This window comes from Streptococcus mitis (assembly GCF_965111725.1).
GTDB classification, from domain to species: domain Bacteria; phylum Bacillota; class Bacilli; order Lactobacillales; family Streptococcaceae; genus Streptococcus; species Streptococcus mitis_DV.
The window spans coordinates 35654-57930 of record NZ_OZ217341.1 but is presented as its reverse complement, the minus strand read 5'-3'; the positions used below and the strand labels follow the sequence as shown (position 1 = coordinate 57930).

Sequence of the window (22277 nt, the reverse complement as noted above, 5' to 3'; positions counted from 1 at the left end):
CACTTTTAGGATAAAGAAAATAGGCAGAACAAACGTCCTACCTAAAATATATATTTATTTCTTTTTCTTCCTAATTCTTTTGTCAATCATATACAACACGATAATCGAAAACAGCGGTGGTACAATATAACTCTTTTCACTCATTGTCAGCTGAAATCCCAGAGTTGCTAGTATCTTAAAGATGAAAATATTCATCAAAAATAGAAAAACAAATACTAAAAAATATTTTAAAATCTTATTCATTTTTTCTTCCACTTTCCCAATTTCTATACCTATTTTATCAAATTTTATCAAAAAATACATGTAAAACTCCAAATAAACACCTCAACTGCACTTTTGGGATAAAAAAATAGGTAGAACAAATGTCCTACCTACTAAAAATATGGTATGAAAGGAAATTGATGTTTTACTGTCACCCTAGGCAAGCTTGGAACAAATAAACCATTGATAGTAACCTTTACGACATCCTATTTATTACTACAATTTCTAATGTCCCTGTTATTTCTAAGCCACCTCTGGTATTATCTATTCATAGTCAGAATAGATAACACCGTTCTAAATTACGATTCATAGTTACTCCTTTTTTTAATTCGTTACTACAAGGCTCCTAATTACCTGACAAGAGTGCCCGAGTTGTTAGAATAGCTCCACCAGTATATACAAATCCTTTAACAAAACCAGCGGCAATAGGGATAAGGAGAGGTAATGCTCCCCCTTGAATTTCCTGCAAGTCTGTATTAGTCATTTTTTCAAATTTTAAAATAGATTTTTCCATAGCAATTTCTCCTTTAATTTTTACCACTTACCTGTCATATAATGATAACCTGCAATTCCCACTGCAGCAACTCCACCAGCAATTTTGGCTGCCGTCACAGGATTAGCGATTAACCAAGCTACAAGAGGAATTGCTCCCCCATCTACATTAATCAACTCTTCTTCTGTAAGAGCTACAAAGTTCTGTTCCATTTTGTCAAAATTTGTCATCTTTTTTTCTCCTTAATTTTTATATATTTTTATATGTTTAGACTCTAAACTACTTTTTATTGACCTTATATCCTAGATAAAATAGCCCAAATAAAACAGGGTAAATTTCTGGATAAAATAGGGTATTGATTGGATTTCTCAAAATCAAATACGTTGCGATGTAGATTATGAGCGATACGATAAAATACCCCTCAGCAAAACCTAATAAGAATTGTTTCATAAGAAACTCCTAATTACCTGACAAGAGTGCTCGAGTTGTCAGAATAGCTCCACCAGTATATACAAATCCTTTAACAAAACCAGCGGCAATAGGGATAAGGAGAGGTAATGCTCCCCCTTGAATTTCCTGCAAGTCTGTATTAGTCATTTTTTCAAATTTTAAAATAGATTTTTCCATAGCAATTTCTCCTTTAATTTTTACCACTTACCTGTCATATAATGATAACCTGCAATTCCCACTGCAGCAACTCCACCAGCAATTTTGGCTGCCGTCACAGGATTAGCGATTAACCAAGCTACAAGAGGAATTGCTCCCCCATCTACATTAATCAACTCTTCTTCTGTAAGAGCTACAAAGTTCTGTTCCATTTTGTCAAAATTTGTCATCTTTTTTCTCCTCAATTTGTATATGTTTTTATATGTTTAATGTTTATCCTCTAAGCCACTTAAATAGCCAGATTGGATAAATAACTGAAATAATCATTCCTAATCTCCTTCCTTTTCTTCTTACTTATTTATTCGAAAAAAATTTCGAAAATGAACAACTAAATTAAAGTTTATTTGAAAAATAATTTAGTAAACCATGAATAGAAAATTGGTAGATACATGAACTAGGCTCCTTTCCTTTTCCTCTTACTTATCTATTCGAAAAAAATTTCGAAAATGTACAACTAAATTAAATTTATTTAAAAAATAACTCAGTGAACCATGGGTAGAACATTGATATAAACATGAACTAGGCTCCTTTCCTTTTCCTCTTACTTATCTATTCGAAAAAGAATTCGAAAATGTACAAATAAATTAAATTTTATTTGAAAAATAATTTAGTAAACCATGAATAGAAAATCGGTAAATACATAAACCAGACTCCTTTCTGTTTCCTCTTACTTATCTATTCGAAAAACAATTCGAAAATGTACAACTAAATTAAATTAAATTAAATTTATTTCAAAAATAATTTAATGTACCATGAATAGAAAATTGGTAGACACATGAAGCAAACTCCTTTCCTTTTCCTCTTACTTATCTATTCGAAAAAAAGTCAAAAAAATAAGAATATCAGAAAATTTTCCGACATTCTTATTGATAAACTCATCCAAGTCTAACAGATATTAGACATTGAGATGTTTTTTAAGTGTTCTTCTAGCTGTTCGTGATACGGGGAAGTGCAAGCCTTCTAACAAGGTCACTTCTGTGGCAGTCATTCCCTCAATGGCCTGTAAACTGACTAACGTATTGCGATTGGCATAGACAAAGTAATCTTTTTCAGCCTTGGTAGCGATATCCTTGAGACTGCCATAAATGGTCTTGATAGAATGATTAGCATAATAGACCTTGATACGATGGGATTCCACTGAAGTTTCAAAGGCTAAAATCTCATGGTAGGGCAGAGTAAAGCCCCGTCTCCCCTCAAAACTATAGGTAAAGAGACGCATATTTTCCCTCTTATCCACTGCCAGTACATAGTCCAGACAGCGCTCCATCTGATGACAGTAGTCCGCCTCTGGCTGATCCTTGGAAATAAAGTCCAAGGCAGACAAGTGGTAGCGAAAAGCTAGAGGCAAGGCCTCCGAGTGCGTGGACACAAAGACAATACTTGTAAAGGGATCCCGCTCCCGAACCTGTTGAGCAACCTGAAAGCCCCGTTCACGCTCTCCATCAATCTCTAAATCCAATAAATAGAGCTGATAATGGTCAAAATACTGAGAATACTTTTCAACATCTCCATAGTTTTTAGCAATATCAATTTCCAATCTCAAATTGCGAGTGCGACCAATATCTAGTAAAGTCTGCTCTATCCGTCCTTGCTGGACTCTATCGTCTTCCAAAACTAAAATTCTCATTCCTCTCCCCCTCGTTTCTCATCCTTAAACGGCAATTCTAAATCTTGTCTAAAAGTCGTCTCTCCTAGCTGGGTATCTAAGTTTAAATCATAATGAAAAACCATATCCTCCAAGGTTGCTAAGCCCAGTCCACTGTGGTTACCCTTGGTCGAATACCCCTTTTGACTGAGAATACTGGGATTCAGTTCTTCTTTCTTACGAGTGTTTTCAATGATAAAACGGACACTCCTATCACTTGCCAACAAAGCAACTCGAATCTGCGGATTTTCCGCCTCACTAGCTGCCTCCAAGGCATTTATCGTGAGGATAGAGAGGATCCGAATAGCCTCCAACATCGGCAATGCCAGCTCTTCCACGACCCCCACCGTCTCCAAACTAAAATGAATTCCCTGCTTATCTGCCACAATCATGGCTTTTGCCAAGGTATTACGAATGGCTATATCTTGTATATTATGAAGATTAAAGGCCGTGTAGTCCGCCTTTCTCAGCTTTTCATTGGTCTTTAGAAAGACATCTTGATAAATGGTAGACACCTCAGCCATATCTTGATTGGCTATGGCAGGCTCCATGCTGGCGACAATCCCTGCAAAATCATGACGGAAACCTCGAACCTCATCATAGAGATGACCCAACTTATCCACCATCCCTTGCAAGGAACGATTTTCTTCTTCCTGTCTCTGAATGGTCTGCTCATCACGATAAACCTGCTCTAAGTGTCTGATATAAAAGAGCCAGGAGAAAAAGAGAATGAAAATCAGGAGAGAAATGGTCGTGTCAAAGCGAACGTAAAAAGAACTATTTCTATTGGTCATGAACGAAGAGAATATCCTAAATCCAGTCAGAGGTAGGATAATGAAAAAGCTCTTACGATAGTGGGTTTTAAAAGTATCTGAAAAGAATAAATCCAAATCCAAAGACCAACGCTTCATAATTTTACAACATAGAAAGATTGATAATAAATCAAATATAGATATATATAAAGTAGAAAACGAATCTACGAAACAACAATGCTCACCAGATAATACACGAATCCAAATTGTCAAAAATAAATAACGAATACTTTGAAAGAAGAGAAAAAGATACAGAGAAAGAAAAAGAGATTCCCCTTTTCCCTTGTGCAATACTAATAAAAAAATACAGTAAAAGTAGATAAGAACTCCTATATGAAATAATTCTCCAAATGTTTGACGAGCAGATAAACTAATTAAAAATATAAGTATCCAATAACGTTTTTTATAAAATTCTGGGGAAATTTGAGCGCCCAAATAAATAGTAGGCACTATGGTTGAAACGACTACCAACAGTAGATATATCACAGAAAATAAGAATTCTAAAATAAGCATAAATAAATCTAATCTCTAACTAATACTGTGAATTTAAGCAACGTGTCTACCCGTACCAAATAATTTATTGCACCATTTTACAGTATCTTCAAAAATCCCTCCACCATTCACTTCCTCCAATACCTCTGGGGTTAACTCTTCAAATTGTTCCAATTCTACAAATGTGTTTTTCATTTCCATGACAGACTCCTTTTCATTATTTTATAGATAACTCTATCCCCTGCTCCATCTACAAAAGGCTTTAGTTTCCTTTTAAAATACAAGAAATCTAAAGCCTCCTGAAAATGGTATATTGGTTAGAGCGTTAACGATTAGTTGTGAAGATGTTATTTTTATTTAACCACAACCACTTTATAATATTCGTTTGAGTGTGGAGATTCAATCTTAATTTTTTCACCATATAAACCATCGATTTCTTTATCCAGATAATCTGAAACTCCTGATGGCAAGCGTTTCATCTTAAGAATTTCACCAGATTGATCCGCATAGGCTAGGATGTGATAGTGGGTTGTAGCCATACCATCATCAATCAATACAAAGTAACCTGTTTTGAGCTTACCTTGCTCATTTTCTAAATAGTATAGTTTATTGTTATTGATTGTAAAGTGGGTAGCTCCAAGACGAAGTCGTGCACCTGGATTTTCTAAATAGACATCATTGCCAACTTTTTTAATCTCTGAATAGGTTGTCATTGCTGGGATATTAACCACACGATGTCCATTTTCATCAAAGTAGTAGCGATTTGGTAAGTTTTGGAAGTTCTGTACAACTGCCTTAGGATCAATTTCTTGTCCTTCTTCTTTATTATCCACTAAAGCTAAGGTAGTATTTGCAACCTCATCTCCATATTTATTAGAAAACTTCTTGAACTCTGGTCTGATATACCAAGCATTTTTTTCAATAATAACATCGTCACCTTTAGCATTTAGCAAATATTCTTGCCCATCTCCAAGTTTGACAATATCATGAATACTGTATCCAGCATCTTTTCTATTTGCTAGATAGCCATCCTTACCAATGACATAACTTTCCCCATCACTGGCTGGAACAGCTCTATCTGCAACCATAGCACCTGATTTTTCAAAGTAAGACCATTTACCATCTATGAACACCCAACCTGTCATCATAGAACCACTAAAATGAAGATAGTACCATGTAGACCCTTCTTTGTACCAACCTGTACGCATGGCACCACTATTAGCTAGTGAGTACCATGTGTTGCCTTCCTTGTACCAGCCAGTGCGCATAGCACCACTATCTGCTAGAGAATACCATGTATCACCGTCTTTGAGCCAGCCTGTCTGCATTTTACCAGCGCTATCGAAGTGATACCATGACCCAGCATTTTGTACCCATTTATCCTTAGCTAGGCTGCCATCTTGAGAAAGATTCCAGTCAGCACCATTTTTAACCCAAGTATCTGCAGCCTGTGCTTGGTTGATAGACAAAAGCAGACCAGCACCTACAAGCAGACCAAGAGTGAGTAGTTTAGATTTTTTCATAGCCATTTCCTCCTTTATTGAATAGCTACAGGAGGGTTTCCCCTCTTTATTTAGCTATATTCTAATACTTTTCATTGTCAAAGTCAATAATATTGTGAAAAATTAGACAATATTACCAATATCTACGAATTGTATTTTGAGTAATACCATATTGCTATAACTCTATAAAAATCCTTTCTTTTTTCTCCTTTTTGGAGATTAATTTTTTCTAACTCCATTATATCCCCTATTTGTCCTCAGATTTCTCCTGTCCCTAGAAAGACTAAATCTGTTCCTAAACGGTCATTTAAAGCAAATAAAAAATTCCAAAGCAAATGCCTTGGAACTTCTATATCTACTCAACAATCACTTTTGTCATATCAAGAGCCATTGGTTGATAGTATACATCAGGGTGCTTATTATCCCTAATAATCTCACCGTATTCAACAAAACCAAACGATTTATAAAAATTAATCACTTTATCTTCATTGACACTATCCAAATAAACCATTTTACCCCCTAAAATGCTCTGGGCTAATTGAATTTTGTCAACAACTAATTCCATAACTTGCTGACCAGTAATTTTATTAAAGTGTAAATTTCTTCCAAATTGAGCAATCAAAAGTCCTGGTATATAATTTAAGTTTCTAGCGTTTTTCCCACTTAAAACAAAAGATTTTTTGCTATCATTATCTAATTCTTGAACATTAACAATTTTTAATGTTAGTGTAAAAAAACCTAAAATCTCAAATCTCTCTCCTGATATCTCTTGATCAATAATAATAAAATTTCTCGATTTATGTGTCAGCTCTGTTGTAATTGCGTCATTTTTAAGATACTCTAACATATCCTCATTTTTACCAAACGACACTTGCTCAGAAACAATCTTAGAGAAGTTCTCACGGACTTTTTGACGTATTCTCCGTTCATTAGTATATTCAGGATTTCTAGTAATAACGGTTTGTCGTATGAATTTGATGACATCCCCTAGTGGTAAGGCATATAATTTCATACTTTATCTTACCAGCTTCTCTAGACCTAGTAAGGAAGGTTGTTCTTGTTTATCTGTATTCTTTTTGATAATATCAAGCAACAAATCAGTTGATTTAGAGGCTTGAATTTTTTCAAAATCTTCTTTTGTGAGTGTGATATCACGAGTAATACTAAATGTAGCCACGAGTATACTTCCTTTCTCTTCTAATAAGTCCATTATAACGTGTTTTTCCCATTTTTACAAGGATATCCGATATTCCTCATTTCTAAAAACCATCTACTTCCGTTGTCTTGGAACTCCGATTTCTATTTTGCTTGAATGATTTTAACCACATCTCCTACACTTTGGAGTTGGTCAATTTCTTCGTCGCTGATTTCGATATTAAATTCATCTTCCAGTGTCAAGATAAACTCCATCAAGTCAACTGAGTCAGCATCCAAATCGTCTTTCAGACTCAAGGATTCTGTTACGACAAAATCCTCTCCCTGTCGTTCTTGGATAATGGTCACAATACGGTCAAAAATTTCTTTTTCTGTCATCTCTTTTATTCTCCTGAAAATTCACGCGCAGTCTGGGCAACTACGTCTGTTTCTAGCATGGTACGAATCTGGCGGATTGTACTATAAACAGCCTTGGCATCGCTTGAGCCATGAGTCTTGACAACCGGTGCCTTGACACCAAACAAGACTGCTCCACCAACATCTGAGTAGTTGAGCTGTTTTTTCAAACCTCTGAGGCTATCCTTGAGAAGGAGTGCGCCTAGTTTCGCTCGAAGACCACCATCTGTAATAGCTGTCTTGAGCAAGCCCATGATTCCCATGGCTGTCCCTTCAATGGATTTGAGCACAGCGTTTCCCGTGAAACCATCTGCCACAACAACATCCGCAACGCCATTCATCAAATCACGCGCTTCCACGTTTCCGATAAAGTTCAAACTTTCATCAGCTGCTAGTAATTCATAAGTCTCCTTACGAAGGGGGTCACCCTTACTACTTTCTGTTCCGTTGTTAAGCAAGCCAACACGTGGTTGCGCAATTCCACGAACATTTTTAGCATAGAAAGAACCTAGAACCGCATATTGATGGAGGTGCTGGGCTGTATTTTCCGCATTAGCACCGAGGTCCAGCATGTCAAACCCCTTCCCATCAATAGTCGGTAAGGTAGACATGAGTCCAGGTCGATCGATATTCTTGATACGACCCACGATGAAGAATCCAGCCGCCAACAAAGCACCTGTATTCCCAGCTGAGAGAACAGCATCTGCTTCTCCATCTTTGACAGCCTTGGCCGCCAATACCATACTAGCATTTTTCTTCTTCCGAATAGCTCTCGTAGGTTCATCGTCTGAATCAATCTTTTCATCCGTATGGATGATGCTGACGCGCTCTGTCGCTGTTAGATATTGCTTGATTTTAGCCTCATCTCCGTAGAGTTGAACCTCGATATCTGAAAAGTCAGCTAGGGCTTGATTGACACCCTCAACGATGGCCTGAGGTGCGTAATCGCCCCCCATGGCATCTACTGCGATTTTTTTCATTTCTTTTCCTCTTTTAGTAATTGTCCCCAGTCTGCTAGGGAATCAATAAATTTCTTTGATTTTAGGTGAATCCCAACGTACTCTTCGTAGAGTTGATCCATAAATTGGCGTAGCTCTTGCTTGATTTCGGGCTTGAGCGAAATGGTCTCCAAGGTCTCAAAATCAATAGCTTGAAATTGATTGAGCAGATAAGGGATATTGGGATTTAGATGGCAACGTCTCTCATCCTCATGACAATGCTCTGGACAGAGGCAGGCTCCATATTTGAAAGAAAAGTCAAAAGCCTGACCGATCCGATGGCAAAAGACACACTCATTAAAATTGAGGCTGATTCCAAATCGAGTCAAGATTTGGATTTCAAAAATATTAGTCAAAATCTGATAATCCAAGCCAGCTTCCATCAACTCCAAAGTCTTTTGTAAAAAAGCAAACAAGGGAGCATCCTGCTGATTATCCTGCAAGCTAGCATCTGCAAGAGCCGCTACATAGGTCGCATAGGCCATGACAAAGAGATCACTATTAATCTTGGGAAAGGTCATCACCTCATGATAGTCCTCGATGTAGCTAAGCCCGTCATCATTGATTCGTAATAGAAATCGAGCCAGCACCAAGGGCTGAATAACAGGGGCCAGCTTAGACTGACCAGCGTGTTTGACGAAAAACATCCGCTTACCAGCCTGCTCTGTAAAGATTTTGACTAGCTTATCATCCTCACGAAAATTGCGATTGTAGAGCACCAAGCCTTGACTCGTGATAAACTGAATCATGCTTCTCTCATGTACTCCTCAAGTCGTTTCATGGCTTCTTTGATCGTCTCCATGCTAGCCGCATAAGACAGACGCACATAGCCTTCCCCGTAACGCCCAAAAGCAGCACCAGGAATAAAGGCAACGGCCTTCTTCTGAGCAAAATCCTTCAGAAAAGCAAAGGAATCTTGATTGTAGCCAGCTGGAATCTTAGCAAAGATATAGAAGGCACCGTCTGGTTTGATAATCTCAAAACCAAGAGCAGTCATCTTTTCGATGATATAATCCCGACGCTGGATGTATTCCTTCTTCATCGGTTCCGCATCGTTTTTACCAGCCGTCAAGGCTTCCACCGCAGCATGTTGAGCCATAGTATTTGCGGCAGTAACCAAGTACTGGTGACTCTTAATCAACTGAGCTGTGAAGGCCGCAGGAGCAAAAATCAACCCCAAACGCCAACCGGTCATAGCATGCGATTTAGATAGACCATTGATAATAATAGCCTGATCTCTCAACATGGTTCCCAGAGACACATGGGCTTCGCCTGTGTAGGTCAATTCTGAGTAAACCTCATCACAGACAACGAAAATCTCATACTTGCGTAAAACAGCTGCCAAGGCCTCCAACTGCTCCCGACTGTAGGTAATTCCTGTCGGATTTGCTGGATAGTTGAGAATAACCGCCTTGAGCTTGTCACCCTGCTCCAAAATGGCCTTCTCCAACATCTCTGGAGTCAAGACAAACCCATTTTCAGTTGTGTCAATCTCGACAATCTCTGCCCCAACTAGATTGACAATTGGTTCATAACCCGGATAAGCAGGAGCTGGCAAGAGCACCTTGTCTCCCTCTTCCAAAATAGCCGTCAAAGTAGCAGATAAAGCCTCTGTCGCCCCAATTGTAACCAAGATTTCATTTTCAGGAGCATAGTCCAGTTGATACTTTTCCTTAACAAAGTTACTGGCTGCCTGACGTAGAGTCAGCAAACCACTCATCCCTGTATAGTAGGATTGGTTCTGGTCAATCGCTCGCTTGGCTGCCTCCTTGACATGATCTGGCGTTGTAAAATCAGGTTCCCCCAAAGTCAAACGCAAGACCCCAGGAATCTCCGAAATAGCCTGGTCAAATTGACGAATCAACGAAACTTGAATCTTATCTAACTGTTTATTAAAGCGCTTAGTTAAGTCCATAGATACCTCCTACTTTCGAAACGTATCTCTATTATACTACAAAAGCCCCCCGACCGCAAAAATACATGATAGAATAGCTTTCCACTTTCTATTTTACTTTTCCTGTTTATAGGTCTATAATGGTGACAGATTCTATTTGGAGGTTTTTATGTCATTTCTATCAAAAAATGGAGCAGGTATCTTGACCTGCCTTCTCATTTCTATCGTATCTTGGTACTTAGGAGGATTCTTCCCTGTCATTGGCGCGCCCGTTTTTGCCATTTTCATGGGAATGCTCCTACATCCCTTTCTCTCGTCTTATAAACAACTGGATGCTGGATTGACCTTTAGTTCTAAAAAATTGCTCCAGTATGCTGTTGTCTTGCTTGGTTTTGGTCTCAATATCTCGCAAGTCTTCGCAGTCGGACAATCTTCACTCCCTGTCATCCTGTCCACCATCTCAATAGCTCTGATTATTGCCTATTTCTTCCAGCGCTTCTTTGCACTGGATACAAAATTGGCTACCTTGGTTGGAGTAGGTTCTTCAATCTGTGGTGGTTCTGCCATTGCAGCGACAGCGCCCGTTATTGATGCTAAGGAAAAGGAAGTAGCCCAAGCCATTTCCGTTATCTTTTTCTTCAATGTCTTGGCTGCGCTCATCTTTCCAACCCTCGGCACCTGGCTTCATCTATCCAATGAAGGCTTCGCCCTCTTTGCAGGGACTGCGGTCAACGACACTTCCTCTGTAACGGCTGCCGCCAGCGCTTGGGACAGTCTTTACCAAAGCAATACCCTCGAGTCTGCAACCATTGTTAAACTCACACGTACTTTGGCCATTATCCCTATCACGCTCTTTCTCTCCTACTGGCAAAGTCGCCAACAAGAAAACAAGCAAAGCCTACAACTGAAAAAAGTCTTCCCACTTTTTATCCTTTACTTTATCTTTGCATCTCTCCTAACCACCCTACTGACCTCTCTCGGTGTATCCAGTAGCTTCTTTACTCCTCTCAAACAACTCTCCAAATTCCTCATTATCATGGCCATGAGTGCTATCGGTCTCAAAACAAATCTGGTCGCTATGGTCAAATCCAGCGGAAAATCCATTATTCTCGGAGCTATCTGCTGGATTGCCATCATCCTCACCAGTCTTGGGATGCAGACCCTTATCGGTATTTTCTAATACAAAAGGTAGCCCACCAGCTACCTTTTTATTATGCTTCCTCAATCAAGCGAGTGTGTTCTCTCTTGATACAGCGATTCATCACGATGTCATCGCATCCACCAGCACGCAAGATTTCTTCCGCTTCTAGACTTTCAAGTCCTAGCTGTGCCCAAAAAATCTTGGCATCAGCCTTAAGAAAATCACGCGCCACATCTGGCAAAAACTCACTGCGACGGTAAACATTGACAATATCTACAGGAAAAGGAATCTCTGCTAGACTAGCATAAGCCTTTTCACCCAATATTTCGTCACCTGCTGCCTTGGGATTGACTGGAATGATTTTATAACCTCGAGCCTGCATTTCCTTGGTCACTCGATTGCTGGTTGTTTCCTCACGGTCTGATAAACCCACTACAGCAAGGGTTTTACTCGTTGCGAGATACTGACGAATCACACCATCACTTGGATTGATAAATTCTTGACTCATAGAAATCCTCCTTTTTCATCAGTATAGCACATTTTGAAAAGGCTTGCATAATTCTACTACAAAAAAGGAGGACTAGCCCCCTTTTTATTTAGCCTCGTACCAGGTTGCCCCTTCATTTTCATCTGCGATGAGGGGAACACTGAGTTGAATGGCTTCTTCCATAGTTTGTTTGACCAATTTTTTCATCTCTGCCAATTCAGATTTAGGAACTTCAAGGACGATTTCATCATGCACTTGCAGAAGCATTTTGGTTTGATAGACGCCTGCAACTAGAGCCTTGTCTAGCTGAATCATAGCAATCTTGAGAATATCTGCCGCAGATCCCTGAATAGGGGAGTTGATAGCAGTTCGCTCTGCAAAACCACGAATGTTGAAGTTGCGTGAATTGATATCTGGCAGCTCACGACGACGCTTGAAAAGTGTCTCTACATAGCCCTTATCACGCGCCTCACGCACCACTTCATCCATGTAGTTTTTAATACCTGGGAAGCGTTCAAAGTAGGTATCAATATAGGCCTTGGCTTCCTTACGGCTAATACCCAAATTATTAGACAAACCAAAGTCTGAAATCCCGTAAACCACTCCAAAGTTAACTGCCTTGGCATTGCGACGGTCATTTGCAGTCACATCCTCAGGACGCTCAATGCCAAAGACCCGCATGGCTGTCGAAGTATGAATATCTGCCCCCTCTTGGAAGGCCTTTATCAAGTGTTCATCTTTAGAGATATGTGCCAAAACGCGCAATTCAATCTGCGAATAGTCCGAGCTGAGTAATACACTATCCTCCCACTCAGGCACAAAAGCCTTACGAATGAGACGACCTTGTTCCAAACGAACAGGGATATTTTGCAAGTTTGGATCCACACTAGACAGACGCCCAGTCTGGGTCAAATCCTGCACATAGCGCGTATGAATCTTGCCATCCGCCAAAATCCAGTCCTGCAAGCCAATCACATAAGTAGACTGAATCTTAGCAATCTGACGGTAGTCGAGAATTTTCCTAACGATCGGCGCAATAGGAGCCAGACGCTCCAAGACATCCACCGCTGTCGAGTATCCAGTCTTAGTTTTCTTAGTGTATTCTAGAGGTAGCCCCAATTTTTCAAAGAGAAGCACGCCCAACTGCTTAGGCGAGTTGATATTAAACTCCTCACCAGCCAGTTCGTAAATCTCCTGAGTCAGTTTTTCAATAACAAGCTCATTTTCAGCCTGCATCTCAAGCAAGGTCTCTTTCTTGACCGTAATCCCAGCTATTTCCATCTTGGCAAGGACAAAAGCCAGGGATTGCTCTATATCATAAAGAAGCTCTAATTGCCCATTTTCACTGAGTTTTTCAAGTAAAACAGGCTCTGTTTCAACCAAAACAGCAAGCTTACGAGCCAAGTGCTCCAAGAATTTCTCGCGTTCAGGAATGGCCTTTTTGACACCCTTACCATAAAAAGTCTCATCATCGACCAAGTAAGTCTGACCATAAAGACTAGCGATGGTCGCAATTTCATTGTCCTCCACAGTCGAAAGGAGGTATTTAGCCAAACGGCTATCAAAAGCAGGTGCCTGCAAATCCACACCAAAACGATGCAAAAGAACTTTAGCCTTCTTAAAGTCATAAACTCTCAGAGGTGTTTTTTCTAGAAAATCCTTGAAAATAGGCTCTTGCAAAAGTTCAAGCTTGTCTGTAGCATATAGCTTTTCACCACAAGACCAGGCAAATCCAACCAAATCATCCGTATGGTAATTCTCACCAAAAAGCTCAAAGTGGAAGATAGACTCCTCACTCAGCATATCTTGACTGACTTGGTCAACGATAGTAAAGTCCAAGCTCTCAGCCACATCAGCTGACGATACATTTAAAGCCTGCTTGAGCTGTTTGAAGCCCATCTCATCGTAGAACTTCCCAAGATTTTCCACATCTGGACCACTATAGACCAAGTCCTCCAAACCAATCTCAATCGGTGCCTTGGTATCAATGGTCGCTAGTGTTTTAGACAAAAAAGCCTGTTCCTTATCATTGATGAGATTGTCCTTCATCTTAGAAGCCTTCATCCCATCGATATTTTCATAAATACCCTCAAGCGAACCATGCTCCAGCAAGAGCTTGATACCCGTCTTTTCACCGATTTTGGTCACCCCAGGGATATTATCCGACTTATCTCCCATAAGCGCCTTGAGATCGATAAACTGAGTCGGTGTAATGCCCATCTTTTCCATGAGATAGTCTGGCGTAAAGGCCTCAAACTCAGCTACACCTTTCTTGGAAATCTCAACCACCGTATGCTCATCCGTCAGCTGAATCAAGTCCTTGTCCCCACTGACAATGGTAATATCAAAACCATCCTGCTCTGCTAGTTTATCCAGCGTCCCGATGATATCATCCGCCTCATACTGAGCCAACTCATAGTGACGAATCCCCATATGATCCAGCAACTCACGAATAAAAGGAAATTGCTCACGAAACTCATCCGGAGTCTTAGCCCGACCACCCTTATAGTCCGCATACATCTCTGTCCGGAAGGTCGTCTTTCCCGCATCAAAGGCTACTAAAATATGACTAGGCTCAACCCGCTCCAACAAATGACTCAACATCAACTGGAAACCATAAATCGCATTGGTATGCAAACCAGCCGCATTCTTAAAACGGTCCAACTGTTGATAGAGCGCAAAAAACGCCCGAAAAGCAACAGAAGACCCATCAATCAATAATAATTTTTTCTTATCCATACACCCATTATAAAGGAAAGCATCAAAAAATACCATTGGGAAGAGCCATACCCAATATTTTTCACACTTTTTCCGAATAAATAGATAGAGCCAAAGAATCCAGTAAACCTAGATTTAAAACTGTGGTATAATAAAAGGAGGAAAAGGATGATTCTAAGACATCCGGGAATTAGCCCAACCAATGACTTGGTAGCTAAGAAAATCTTTAGCAATCCAGAAATCACTTGTCAATTTATCCGCGATATGTTGGAGTTGCCAGCCAAAAATGTGACTATTTTGGAGGGAAGCAATATTCATGTCTTGCCTTCCCTGCCATACTCTGCCCAGGATTTTTACACTAGTATAGACGTCTTGGCGGAGTTGGACAATGGCACTCAAGTAATCATTGAGATTCAAGTTCACCATCAGAATTTTTTCATCAATCGCCTGTGGGCTTACCTGTGCAGTCAGGTCAATCAAAATCTTGAAAAAATTCGCCAACGAGAAGGTGATACACACCAGAGTTATAAACACATCGCACCAGTATACGCTATCGCAATCGTGGATAGCAATTACTTCCAAGATGACTTAGCCTTTCACAGTTTTAGTATGCGAGAGGATACGACAGGTGAAGTCTTAACCATAACCAATAATGGACAGGAAAACCATCTAGTAAAGATGGCGTTCTTGGAACTAAAAAAATACAGAGAAACCAGCAAAGACGAGGTTCGCAAGCCATGGTTGGAGTTTTTCGGGAATAAACCCTTTACCCAGCACCCCGAGCGAGCCATCAGCCAAGCAGACCAACTGCTGGACTACAAGAGCTGGTCCGAGGAGGACAGGAAAATGTTTAGTGAACAACGCAGGCGTGAGGAACAAGCCTTGTTAGCACAGGACTATGCCTTGGAACAAGCTGAGGAAAAGGGCTTAGAACGTGGTCGTGCAGAAGGCATTGAACAGGGTCTTGAACGTGGAAAACTTTTTGCCTTCTTAGACATGGTTCGCCAACATGTCTTAACTTCCGAATTTGCGAGTGAACAATTGGGCATGACAGTCTCGGAGTTTGAGTCACTATTGTAAGACCATCACAAACAATGGACAGGAACACCATCTAGTCAAGATGACATTCTTAGAACTAAAAAAATACAGAGAAACCAGCAAAGACGAGGTTCGCAAGCCATGGTTGGAGTTTTTCGGGAATAAACCCTTTACCCAGCACCTCGAGCGAGCCATCAGCCAAGCAGATCAACTGCTAGACTACAAGAGCTGGTCCGAGGAGGACAGGAAAATGTTTAGTCAACTACGTATGCGCGAAGAACAGGCCTTGTTAGCACAGGACTATGCCTTGGAACAAGCCGAAGAAAAAGGTTTAGAGAGAGGTCTTGAACGTGGTCGCGCAGAGGGCATTGAACAGGGTCTTGAACGTGGAAAACTTTTTGCCTTCCTAGACATGGTTCGCCAACATGTTTTAACTTCAGAATTTGCGAGTGAGCAATTAGGCATGACAGTCTCGGAGTTTGAGTCACTATTGTAAATTTATAAAATAACATAAAAGCGAACAGGAATGAAATATCGTCTTGTTCACTTTTTATTTTCTACTATCCAACAAAGCCCTCACGCGATCATATACCACAAAAAATAGGACACCGTCTTACCGCTGTCCCGTCAAAAATTAAAAATTTTTATTTGATAAGTCTATCATATCAATCTCTTTTAAATTTGTCAAGTAAAATCTTTATCTTTTTGAATAATTTTTTCAGTTACTTTTTCTATAAATTTATATGTAGCTATAATCAAATCATTTCCTTTGAAAAAGTCTGCTTTCTCTCTCATTCTACCCTTAATTAATGATTCTAGCTCTCTATATCTATGCTTTTTAACTTTTCCTTTAACAACTTTATCATATACATAGATTAGAGCTACAAATTCTAACACAACCCGAGATGATAGTCGTTTTTGCCTTTGAGATGTGGTAAAACCTCCTAATTCCTTTATAAATAAAGTTATCTCTTGAGGACTAATAGTTGTATTAGAATTTAAGTTAAACAAAAGACAGTTATTATGAGCAGCTGAGTTTCTCAAACTACGTACCAAATTTAAAATTTTAATAGGAATATATGGTTCTATTTGACTTTGATAATATTCAGCGTATAAATTTATTATCGAACCAAAACTTAATAGCTCTAATAAAACCCAAATAGGACAATCGTCATAGTTTGTAATACTATGATAACCAGTTTCACTACATTCAACAGTAAAATACTTACTAATAAGGTCACTAGGGTGCAAAGCAGCCATCATTGATGCAATCTTCTTAGTCTCATTGCTATGATTAACAAGAAATTCTTTAGCTACATCGTAACCATCTTTATCTTCATTATCCTCAATATCTTTTATTAATTGCACACAAATACTATGTTCAATATCTGAACACATTTTCTGAACCATGAATCTATAATGCATATCAATAACACTAAGTTCAACTAGATAAGCAAAATCTAATCCAATATACTTCCCTTTATTAGAACCATTAGTGTATTTTTGATAATTTTTTCTGTATGATGCTGTTCGTAAATAGTTATTTGTACTAGATAAAAATTCGATTGCTTTTAACCTACTCATATAATTAAAAGTAATGCCCTTATCTTTCTTCATTTTATCAACTATTTCTTCCACAGTTTTCTTAGGTTTTAAATTCATATTAGACATATATACTACCTTTTATTTCTAAAGCTATAGCCACTATATATCCTACTTTTAAGATTGACTGATCGTTCCCATAACAACTCCACCAATTCCCAAAACAGCCAAAAATGCTTTCAATATTGGATTGTGAATACACACAAATATTAAAACTAAACAAATGAAGATTATAACTGCGGAAATAATCAAAAATATTGTTCCTTCCAATACTACTTCAGATATACTTTTTATAAAATAGACTATCAAGAGGATTCCAACTATGTAGAAACATATCGCTCCTATAATATATAATAAAGGTTGGTTATTATTATGAGCAATTATCTTTAATGGTGAAGCTGATGGATATGTTTTCAATAATAAATTATTCAATCCATGTAATTTCAATAAATAAACAACAACAAATATTAAATATATTAAGAGTGATAGAATTTGAGCTGGAAGTTGCTCCCACAGTCTTTTAAGCAATCTTTTAATCAACTTTATTCTCCTTTGTTTTCTCTCATAATGCTAGCTTGAGTTATTATTTTTTCTTCCTTAATTAAATTAAAATATCCCTTTAAATAAGATAGAACCACGAATAAAGCTACTAATAATATAATGAGGTATAAAACAATTGATAGTACAAAAATTCTATCAAAGACTGAAGCTTCTTCAGGTATAACTGACACCATTTTAGCACTAATAGTATTTAAAAATTTAAACATCTTATCAGTAAATCCAGATAAAAAGGCAATTAAAAGAACTGAAATAAAAAATGTAAATTTCACCTTCATAGTGGCTAATTTTGTTTCAACCATAATTTTCTTTGATTGAAATTCTTCATGTGTCATAGATAAGTACTCTTTTATTTTGATAGAGTAATTTAACACTTCTCTTTCATCTTCTGTTTTTGTTAGAAAATTTTTCACTTTCACTACAAGAGATTTTTCTTCCATAGATTCTTCCTACCATTTCTTTAATTCATTGTAACATAAAGAAACAAAATAATCCATTTCTATAATTCATCCCTTCATTTCACTCAAGACACAACACAGGATGAATAAGTGAGTGGTACAGCCACTATCTCGCATTTTCTGCACTTTGCGAAACAAGACATACTAATAGTCACATAACAAAAAAATATCGTCTTGTTCACTTTTTATTTTCTACTATCCAACAAAGCCCTCACGCGATTATATACCACAAAAAGAGAAGGCAACAAGTCCTTCTCTTTCATATTTTTAACTAATTAGTTTTTGCGTTTCACAAATGGAAGGGCACCAAGGAGCAAGCCTAGGAATCCTAATGATGCAATTGCAGCATTATCTTTTCCACCAGTATTTGGAAGTTCTTTCTTATCTTCTGATTTTGCAGCTGGTGCTTGATAAGTATTATCTTGTCTAGTACCTGCTACTGCTGGAGCTGCCGTTGCTGGGGCTTCAGTTGCTGGTGTTGGAGCTGGTGTTGGAGCTGGAGCTGGAGCTGGTGTTGGAGCTGGAGCTGGAGCTGGTGTTGGAGCTGGAGCTGGAGCTGGTGTTGGAGCTGGTTGAGCATCTTCAGGTAATTTATACTCAGGAAGTGCTGGAGTTACATTACTTAACCAAGCTTCTTTCAATTCTGCTAAGTCTTTCTTAGCTTCTTCTAATTTAGCTCGAAGTCCTTCAACAATGTAAGATTCAGCGCCATTTTCTTCTGCATCTTTAAGTTGTTCTTCAAGTTGTTTAACTTCAGCTTCAAGACGTTTAATTTCAGATTTAATATCTTTAGGCTCCAAACCTTTAAGAGCTTCTTCAAGTTCAGCTTCAGCTTTTTCTAATTCAGCTTTTTTATCTTCTAGTTTTTCTTTAGCTGCAGTAACGTAGTCAACTGCGTCTGGATTATTTTCATTGTCAGCTACTAATTTTTCTAATTCAGCTACTTCTTTTTCCAAATCAGCTACTTTGTTTTGAAGAGCTTCGATTTCAGCATCATTCTCTTCTTCTTTAGATGGTTTAGCCGGAGTTTCTTCAGTATCTTCTCCTTCAGGACCTAAAACATCAAGAGCTTTTTCTAATTCTTTTTTAGCTTCTTCTAATTCAGCTTTCTTAGCTTCTAGTTTTTCTTTAGCTGCAGTAACGTAGTCAACTGCATCTGGATTATTTTCATTGTCAGCTACTAATTTTTCTAATTCAGCTACTTCTTTTTCCAAGTCAGCTACTTTGCTTTGAAGTGCTTCGATTGCAGCATCTTCAACTTCTTCAGCTTCTTTTTCTTTAGCAGCTTCTACTTCTTTAAGAGCAGCATTATACTCGTCAACAAGTTTGTTAGCTTCTTCAATTCTAGCGTCAGCAGATTCTTTAGCAGCTGTAGCTTCTGCTTCTTGTTCTTGAGCTTTAGCTTCTAATGCTTTTTGAGCATCTTCTAAGTTTTTAATAACATCAGGTGATTCCTGATTTTCCTTAGCAGTTTTAACAGCTTCTTTAATTTCTTTTAAAGTTGCATTAGTTTTTTCTAATTCAGCAGCTTTGTCTGCAGCTGTCTTAGCGTCAGCTTCTGCTTCTTTTTTAAGTTTGTCAGCTTTCTCACCTAAGTCATCAGCTTTATCTTGAGCTTTTTCTGATGCAGGACGAGCAGCTTCTTCTTTTTCAGCTTTTTCAATTCCAGCTTTAATGTCTTTAGGAAGAGTATCTTTAGTTGCAGGTTTAGCTTCAGTTGGAGTTGCAGGAGCATTAGCTTCAGCTTCAGCTTTTTCGTTATCATCTGCTAACTCAGCAAGAATTTCAGAAGCTTTGATTTCTCCAGCTTCAATAGCTTTTAACAATCCTTCTTTGTCAACTAATTCTTTAGCAACTTTTTTAGCAGCCTCTTTATCAGTAATATTTGGATCATTTGCAATTGCTTCTTCTAATTGATCTAAAGCTTTTGATAAATCTTCTTTAGTAGCAGCTTCTTCTTTTTTAGCTTCTTCTTCTTTAGCAGCTTCTTCTTTTGCTTTTGCTAATGCTTCATCAGCAGCGAGTTTATCTGCTTTTGCTTTTGCAACTGCTGCGGCAGCAGCATCAGCTTCTTGCTTCTCAGATTGAGCTTTAGCTTCAGCATCTTTTAAAGCTTGATCTTTAGCTTCAGCCTCTTTTTGTAATTCTTCAACAGTTCAGCTTTCACAACTGATGGGTTTGAAGCAAGGAAACCTGCTCCTAAAACGGCAACGCTAGCCAAGCTAGCAGTGAAAAGTTTTTTCTTGTCCATAAAGTATTTACCACCTTTAATATCCTTTTTGCTGTCATTATAGCATTTTCTTTCGGAAAAATCAAGAAATAATCTCCTTATTGACAAAAAAATAAGAGGAATTTCCCCTTATTTCTTTATTATATTCCTTACACCCACTCACCATTGGCATTTACTGTGTAACCATCGATAGTTGTGTTCACAGCCAAAGCTCCTGATGAATATGAGTAATACCATTTACCGCCAACTTGGTACCAACCTGTCTTCATTGCACCTGAGCCAGCAAGATAATACCAAGTACCACCTTGCTTGAGCCAACCTGTTTGCATAGCACCTGAATCATTGAGGTAATACCAGTTACCATCTAAAAGCTTCCAACCAGTCTGCATAGCACCTGAACCGTCAAGGTAATACCATGTACCATTGTCTTTTATCCATCTAGTACCCATTTTACCTAAACTGTCAAAATGGTACCAACTACCATTTATAAATTTCCAGCCTGTCTGCATAGCACCTGAGCCGTTAAGATAGTACCAATTACCATCAACTTGTTTCCAACCAGTTTTCATCACACCAGTTTCATCCAAGTAATACCATGACCCATCTTTGACCCAACCAGTCTTCATTCCATCTTCTTTAGAGAAATAATACCAATCCAGTCCAATTTTCTTCCATCCAACATGACGATTTCCCTCATCATCAATGAAGAATTTTTTACCATCAATTAAAACAATACCTGGTTTAAGGACACCTTCCTCATCTAAGAAATAATGTTTTCCGTCTACTGTAATATCCCCTGTTAGACGAACACCTTCTTTTAGATAGTAAGTTTTATCATCAATTTTGATAAAGCCAGTTTTCTTATCACCATTTTCAACAAAATAGTAAACCTTATCAGCAACTTTTACAAAGCCTAGCTTTTTAACACCATCTTTTTCATCTAAATAGTATTGCTTATCACCTGAAGTCAATAGACCTTTTTTCATAGCTCCATCAGCTTCAAAGTAGTAAGTCTTACTATCAATTTTTTGCCAGCCAGTAACTTTTTTGCCGTCCTTAATATAGTAGACCTTCCCATTCTCCGTTTTGAATTGACCTGCAGAATTAGACTGGTTCTGATTATTATTTTGGTTAGTATTAGTCGTTGAATTTGAGCGATAGATATGGTAAAGTGTATCACCTTTTAATTCACCATTAACATAAGTATAGTCGGCAATATCCGGACGACTGGTATCAGAAGCTGCAGAGCCTGTACGTGGATCTTTAATATCAACTGGAACATCACTACCAGGTTTATATTCTACAAAACGAACTTTTTTTACTGGAGAATTAGAATTTGTTGTTGAGCCATTATTATTGCCTGAGCCATTGTTGTTGCTTGAGTCACCTGTTGATGATGCATCTTTTGCATAATAATGTACCCAAATTGACTTACCTCTTTCGAACTCAAAACCACTACGAATATACTTGTAACCAGATATTTCTTTATGACTTCTATACTTTTCATCATTACTAACATTAGGAATAGAAGTACCGTCTGAAGTTCTATAAGATGTTTGGGTGATTTCGTCTGGATTTGTTGGTTTAGCTTCAGTTTCCACAGCATAAACTGTTTCCTGTTCAAAAAGTGCTGCTGACAAAGAGCTAGTTCCAAATAATGTTACTCCTGCAGCTCCAACTGCTAAAATATGTTTTGTTTTCATCTTTTACCTCTTTATAATTTATGTTACG

The 22277-nt window shown here is 38.3% G+C and carries 26 protein-coding genes and 1 pseudogene; 3 read left to right on the top strand and 24 right to left on the bottom strand.

The genetic code is table 11. The features are described 5' to 3' along the window. Positions 1–54 precede the first annotated feature (54 nt). The 16 genes from ACLV7Q_RS00345 to ACLV7Q_RS00270 all read right to left on the bottom strand — a co-directional run bounded on the left by ACLV7Q_RS00345 (position 55) and on the right by ACLV7Q_RS00270 (position 10335). Complete coding sequence (locus tag ACLV7Q_RS00345) at positions 55–243, bottom strand: hypothetical protein (protein ID WP_033680983.1); 189 nt, start codon at positions 241–243, stop codon at positions 55–57. A gap of 364 nt (positions 244–607) precedes the next feature. Next, positions 608–775, bottom strand: coding sequence for a class IIb bacteriocin, lactobin A/cerein 7B family (locus ACLV7Q_RS00340; protein ID WP_060805139.1), 168 nt, complete (start codon positions 773–775; stop codon positions 608–610). A gap of 20 nt (positions 776–795) precedes the next feature. After that, positions 796–984 carry a class IIb bacteriocin, lactobin A/cerein 7B family gene (locus ACLV7Q_RS00335; protein ID WP_218757513.1) on the bottom strand — a complete coding sequence of 63 codons (189 nt, stop codon included), beginning with the start codon at positions 982–984 and terminating at the stop codon, positions 796–798. A gap of 49 nt (positions 985–1033) precedes the next feature. Then, positions 1034–1204 (bottom strand): hypothetical protein, encoded by a 171-nt coding sequence (locus tag ACLV7Q_RS00330; RefSeq protein ID WP_218757514.1) that lies wholly within the window; start codon positions 1202–1204, stop codon positions 1034–1036. A gap of 9 nt (positions 1205–1213) precedes the next feature. After that, complete coding sequence (locus ACLV7Q_RS00325) at positions 1214–1381, bottom strand: class IIb bacteriocin, lactobin A/cerein 7B family (protein WP_060805139.1); 168 nt, start codon at positions 1379–1381, stop codon at positions 1214–1216. Between the two features lie 20 nt (positions 1382–1401). Continuing rightward, on the bottom strand, positions 1402–1590 hold the full coding sequence (locus ACLV7Q_RS00320) for a class IIb bacteriocin, lactobin A/cerein 7B family (RefSeq protein ID WP_218757513.1): 189 nt from the start codon (positions 1588–1590) through the stop codon (positions 1402–1404). A gap of 725 nt (positions 1591–2315) precedes the next feature. Then, entirely contained in the window at positions 2316–3047 is a 732-nt protein-coding gene (locus tag ACLV7Q_RS00315) for a response regulator transcription factor (RefSeq protein ID WP_218757512.1), read from the bottom strand. Then, positions 3044–3859 (bottom strand): GHKL domain-containing protein, encoded by an 816-nt coding sequence (locus tag ACLV7Q_RS00310; RefSeq protein ID WP_225904721.1) that lies wholly within the window; start codon positions 3857–3859, stop codon positions 3044–3046. Before ACLV7Q_RS00310 ends, ACLV7Q_RS00315 begins: the two co-directional genes overlap by 4 nt. Before the next feature lie 564 nt (positions 3860–4423). Next, complete coding sequence (locus tag ACLV7Q_RS00305; protein WP_000425304.1) at positions 4424–4570, bottom strand: smi_0057.1 family bacteriocin-like peptide; 147 nt, start codon at positions 4568–4570, stop codon at positions 4424–4426. A gap of 152 nt (positions 4571–4722) precedes the next feature. After that, positions 4723–5892: an N-acetylmuramoyl-L-alanine amidase family protein gene (locus ACLV7Q_RS00300; RefSeq protein WP_218757510.1), complete on the bottom strand. Its 1170-nt coding sequence runs from the start codon at positions 5890–5892 to the stop codon at positions 4723–4725. Positions 5893–6226: 334 nt separating this feature from the next. Continuing rightward, on the bottom strand, positions 6227–6883 hold the full coding sequence (locus ACLV7Q_RS00295; RefSeq protein ID WP_049551061.1) for a hypothetical protein: 657 nt from the start codon (positions 6881–6883) through the stop codon (positions 6227–6229). Positions 6884–6886: 3 nt separating this feature from the next. Beyond that, positions 6887–7048 carry a hypothetical protein gene (locus ACLV7Q_RS00290; RefSeq protein ID WP_000190273.1) on the bottom strand — a complete coding sequence of 54 codons (162 nt, stop codon included), beginning with the start codon at positions 7046–7048 and terminating at the stop codon, positions 6887–6889. Between the two features lie 122 nt (positions 7049–7170). Further along, positions 7171–7404, bottom strand: a complete 234-nt coding sequence (locus ACLV7Q_RS00285; protein ID WP_000136445.1) for an acyl carrier protein — start codon at positions 7402–7404, stop codon at positions 7171–7173. Between the two features lie 5 nt (positions 7405–7409). Beyond that, entirely contained in the window at positions 7410–8402 is a 993-nt protein-coding gene (gene plsX / locus ACLV7Q_RS00280) for a phosphate acyltransferase PlsX (protein ID WP_218757509.1), read from the bottom strand. Continuing rightward, positions 8399–9169, bottom strand: a complete 771-nt coding sequence (gene recO / locus ACLV7Q_RS00275; protein WP_218757508.1) for a DNA repair protein RecO — start codon at positions 9167–9169, stop codon at positions 8399–8401. Before recO ends, plsX begins: the two co-directional genes overlap by 4 nt. Continuing rightward, entirely contained in the window at positions 9166–10335 is a 1170-nt protein-coding gene (locus ACLV7Q_RS00270; protein WP_218757507.1) for a pyridoxal phosphate-dependent aminotransferase, read from the bottom strand. Before ACLV7Q_RS00270 ends, recO begins: the two co-directional genes overlap by 4 nt. Before the next feature lie 148 nt (positions 10336–10483). Between ACLV7Q_RS00270 and ACLV7Q_RS00265 the strand changes: the two genes are divergently transcribed. Beyond that, positions 10484–11494 (top strand): YeiH family protein, encoded by a 1011-nt coding sequence (locus ACLV7Q_RS00265; RefSeq protein WP_218757506.1) that lies wholly within the window; start codon positions 10484–10486, stop codon positions 11492–11494. Between the two features lie 31 nt (positions 11495–11525). On the opposite strand, the gene ACLV7Q_RS00260 is transcribed toward ACLV7Q_RS00265, so the two are convergent. Beyond that, positions 11526–11963 carry a CoA-binding protein gene (locus ACLV7Q_RS00260; RefSeq protein WP_218757505.1) on the bottom strand — a complete coding sequence of 146 codons (438 nt, stop codon included), beginning with the start codon at positions 11961–11963 and terminating at the stop codon, positions 11526–11528. Between the two features lie 84 nt (positions 11964–12047). After that, the gene (gene polA, locus ACLV7Q_RS00255) at positions 12048–14681 is read right to left on the bottom strand and encodes a DNA polymerase I (protein ID WP_218757504.1); all 2634 of its coding nucleotides are present in this window, start codon (positions 14679–14681) and stop codon (positions 12048–12050) included. 147 nt (positions 14682–14828) lie between these two features. On the opposite strand from polA, the gene ACLV7Q_RS00250 reads away from it, so the two are divergent. Both ACLV7Q_RS00250 and ACLV7Q_RS00245 read left to right on the top strand, forming a co-directional pair. Continuing rightward, a complete protein-coding gene (locus ACLV7Q_RS00250; RefSeq protein ID WP_218757503.1) occupies positions 14829–15740 on the top strand; it encodes an Rpn family recombination-promoting nuclease/putative transposase in 912 nt (303 codons plus the stop codon). A gap of 1 nt (position 15741) precedes the next feature. After that, a pseudogene (locus ACLV7Q_RS00245) lies at positions 15742–16194 on the top strand (hypothetical protein); the annotation flags it as partial. A gap of 188 nt (positions 16195–16382) precedes the next feature. Here the strand turns inward: ACLV7Q_RS00245 and ACLV7Q_RS00240 are convergent. The 6 genes from ACLV7Q_RS00240 to ACLV7Q_RS00215 all read right to left on the bottom strand — a co-directional run bounded on the left by ACLV7Q_RS00240 (position 16383) and on the right by ACLV7Q_RS00215 (position 22249). Continuing rightward, positions 16383–17369, bottom strand: coding sequence for an Abi family protein (locus ACLV7Q_RS00240; protein ID WP_218757501.1), 987 nt, complete (start codon positions 17367–17369; stop codon positions 16383–16385). Positions 17370–17417: 48 nt separating this feature from the next. After that, positions 17418–17840 (bottom strand): hypothetical protein, encoded by a 423-nt coding sequence (locus tag ACLV7Q_RS00235; RefSeq protein WP_218757500.1) that lies wholly within the window; start codon positions 17838–17840, stop codon positions 17418–17420. A gap of 2 nt (positions 17841–17842) precedes the next feature. Continuing rightward, positions 17843–18298, bottom strand: coding sequence for a hypothetical protein (locus ACLV7Q_RS00230; RefSeq protein WP_125417160.1), 456 nt, complete (start codon positions 18296–18298; stop codon positions 17843–17845). A 293-nt stretch (positions 18299–18591) separates the two neighbouring features. Beyond that, the gene (locus tag ACLV7Q_RS00225; RefSeq protein ID WP_225904720.1) at positions 18592–20142 is read right to left on the bottom strand and encodes an LPXTG cell wall anchor domain-containing protein; all 1551 of its coding nucleotides are present in this window, start codon (positions 20140–20142) and stop codon (positions 18592–18594) included. A 281-nt stretch (positions 20143–20423) separates the two neighbouring features. Beyond that, positions 20424–20567, bottom strand: coding sequence for a hypothetical protein (locus tag ACLV7Q_RS00220; protein ID WP_225904719.1), 144 nt, complete (start codon positions 20565–20567; stop codon positions 20424–20426). A 128-nt stretch (positions 20568–20695) separates the two neighbouring features. Next, entirely contained in the window at positions 20696–22249 is a 1554-nt protein-coding gene (locus ACLV7Q_RS00215) for a PspC family transcriptional regulator (protein WP_225904718.1), read from the bottom strand. Positions 22250–22277 lie beyond the last annotated feature (28 nt).

Coding starts and splice junctions, on each gene's coding strand:
- ACLV7Q_RS00285 (WP_000136445.1), bottom strand. CDS start 7,404: ATGACAGAAAAAGAAATTTTTGACCGTATTGTGACCATTATCCAAGAA.
- ACLV7Q_RS00295 (WP_049551061.1), bottom strand. CDS start 6,883: ATGAAATTATATGCCTTACCACTAGGGGATGTCATCAAATTCATACGA.
- ACLV7Q_RS00270 (WP_218757507.1), bottom strand. CDS start 10,335: ATGGACTTAACTAAGCGCTTTAATAAACAGTTAGATAAGATTCAAGTT.
- ACLV7Q_RS00240 (WP_218757501.1), bottom strand. CDS start 17,369: ATGTCTAATATGAATTTAAAACCTAAGAAAACTGTGGAAGAAATAGTT.
- polA (WP_218757504.1), bottom strand. CDS start 14,681: ATGGATAAGAAAAAATTATTATTGATTGATGGGTCTTCTGTTGCTTTT.
- ACLV7Q_RS00340 (WP_060805139.1), bottom strand. CDS start 775: ATGGAAAAATCTATTTTAAAATTTGAAAAAATGACTAATACAGACTTG.
- ACLV7Q_RS00215 (WP_225904718.1), bottom strand. CDS start 22,249: ATGAAAACAAAACATATTTTAGCAGTTGGAGCTGCAGGAGTAACATTA.
- ACLV7Q_RS00230 (WP_125417160.1), bottom strand. CDS start 18,298: ATGGAAGAAAAATCTCTTGTAGTGAAAGTGAAAAATTTTCTAACAAAA.
- ACLV7Q_RS00325 (WP_060805139.1), bottom strand. CDS start 1,381: ATGGAAAAATCTATTTTAAAATTTGAAAAAATGACTAATACAGACTTG.
- ACLV7Q_RS00305 (WP_000425304.1), bottom strand. CDS start 4,570: ATGGAAATGAAAAACACATTTGTAGAATTGGAACAATTTGAAGAGTTA.
- ACLV7Q_RS00335 (WP_218757513.1), bottom strand. CDS start 984: ATGACAAATTTTGACAAAATGGAACAGAACTTTGTAGCTCTTACAGAA.
- ACLV7Q_RS00250 (WP_218757503.1), top strand. CDS start 14,829: ATGATTCTAAGACATCCGGGAATTAGCCCAACCAATGACTTGGTAGCT.
- recO (WP_218757508.1), bottom strand. CDS start 9,169: ATGATTCAGTTTATCACGAGTCAAGGCTTGGTGCTCTACAATCGCAAT.
- ACLV7Q_RS00330 (WP_218757514.1), bottom strand. CDS start 1,204: ATGAAACAATTCTTATTAGGTTTTGCTGAGGGGTATTTTATCGTATCG.
- ACLV7Q_RS00315 (WP_218757512.1), bottom strand. CDS start 3,047: ATGAGAATTTTAGTTTTGGAAGACGATAGAGTCCAGCAAGGACGGATA.
- ACLV7Q_RS00260 (WP_218757505.1), bottom strand. CDS start 11,963: ATGAGTCAAGAATTTATCAATCCAAGTGATGGTGTGATTCGTCAGTAT.
- ACLV7Q_RS00265 (WP_218757506.1), top strand. CDS start 10,484: ATGTCATTTCTATCAAAAAATGGAGCAGGTATCTTGACCTGCCTTCTC.
- ACLV7Q_RS00300 (WP_218757510.1), bottom strand. CDS start 5,892: ATGAAAAAATCTAAACTACTCACTCTTGGTCTGCTTGTAGGTGCTGGT.
- plsX (WP_218757509.1), bottom strand. CDS start 8,402: ATGAAAAAAATCGCAGTAGATGCCATGGGGGGCGATTACGCACCTCAG.
- ACLV7Q_RS00220 (WP_225904719.1), bottom strand. CDS start 20,567: ATGGACAAGAAAAAACTTTTCACTGCTAGCTTGGCTAGCGTTGCCGTT.
- ACLV7Q_RS00345 (WP_033680983.1), bottom strand. CDS start 243: ATGAATAAGATTTTAAAATATTTTTTAGTATTTGTTTTTCTATTTTTG.
- ACLV7Q_RS00320 (WP_218757513.1), bottom strand. CDS start 1,590: ATGACAAATTTTGACAAAATGGAACAGAACTTTGTAGCTCTTACAGAA.
- ACLV7Q_RS00310 (WP_225904721.1), bottom strand. CDS start 3,859: ATGACCAATAGAAATAGTTCTTTTTACGTTCGCTTTGACACGACCATT.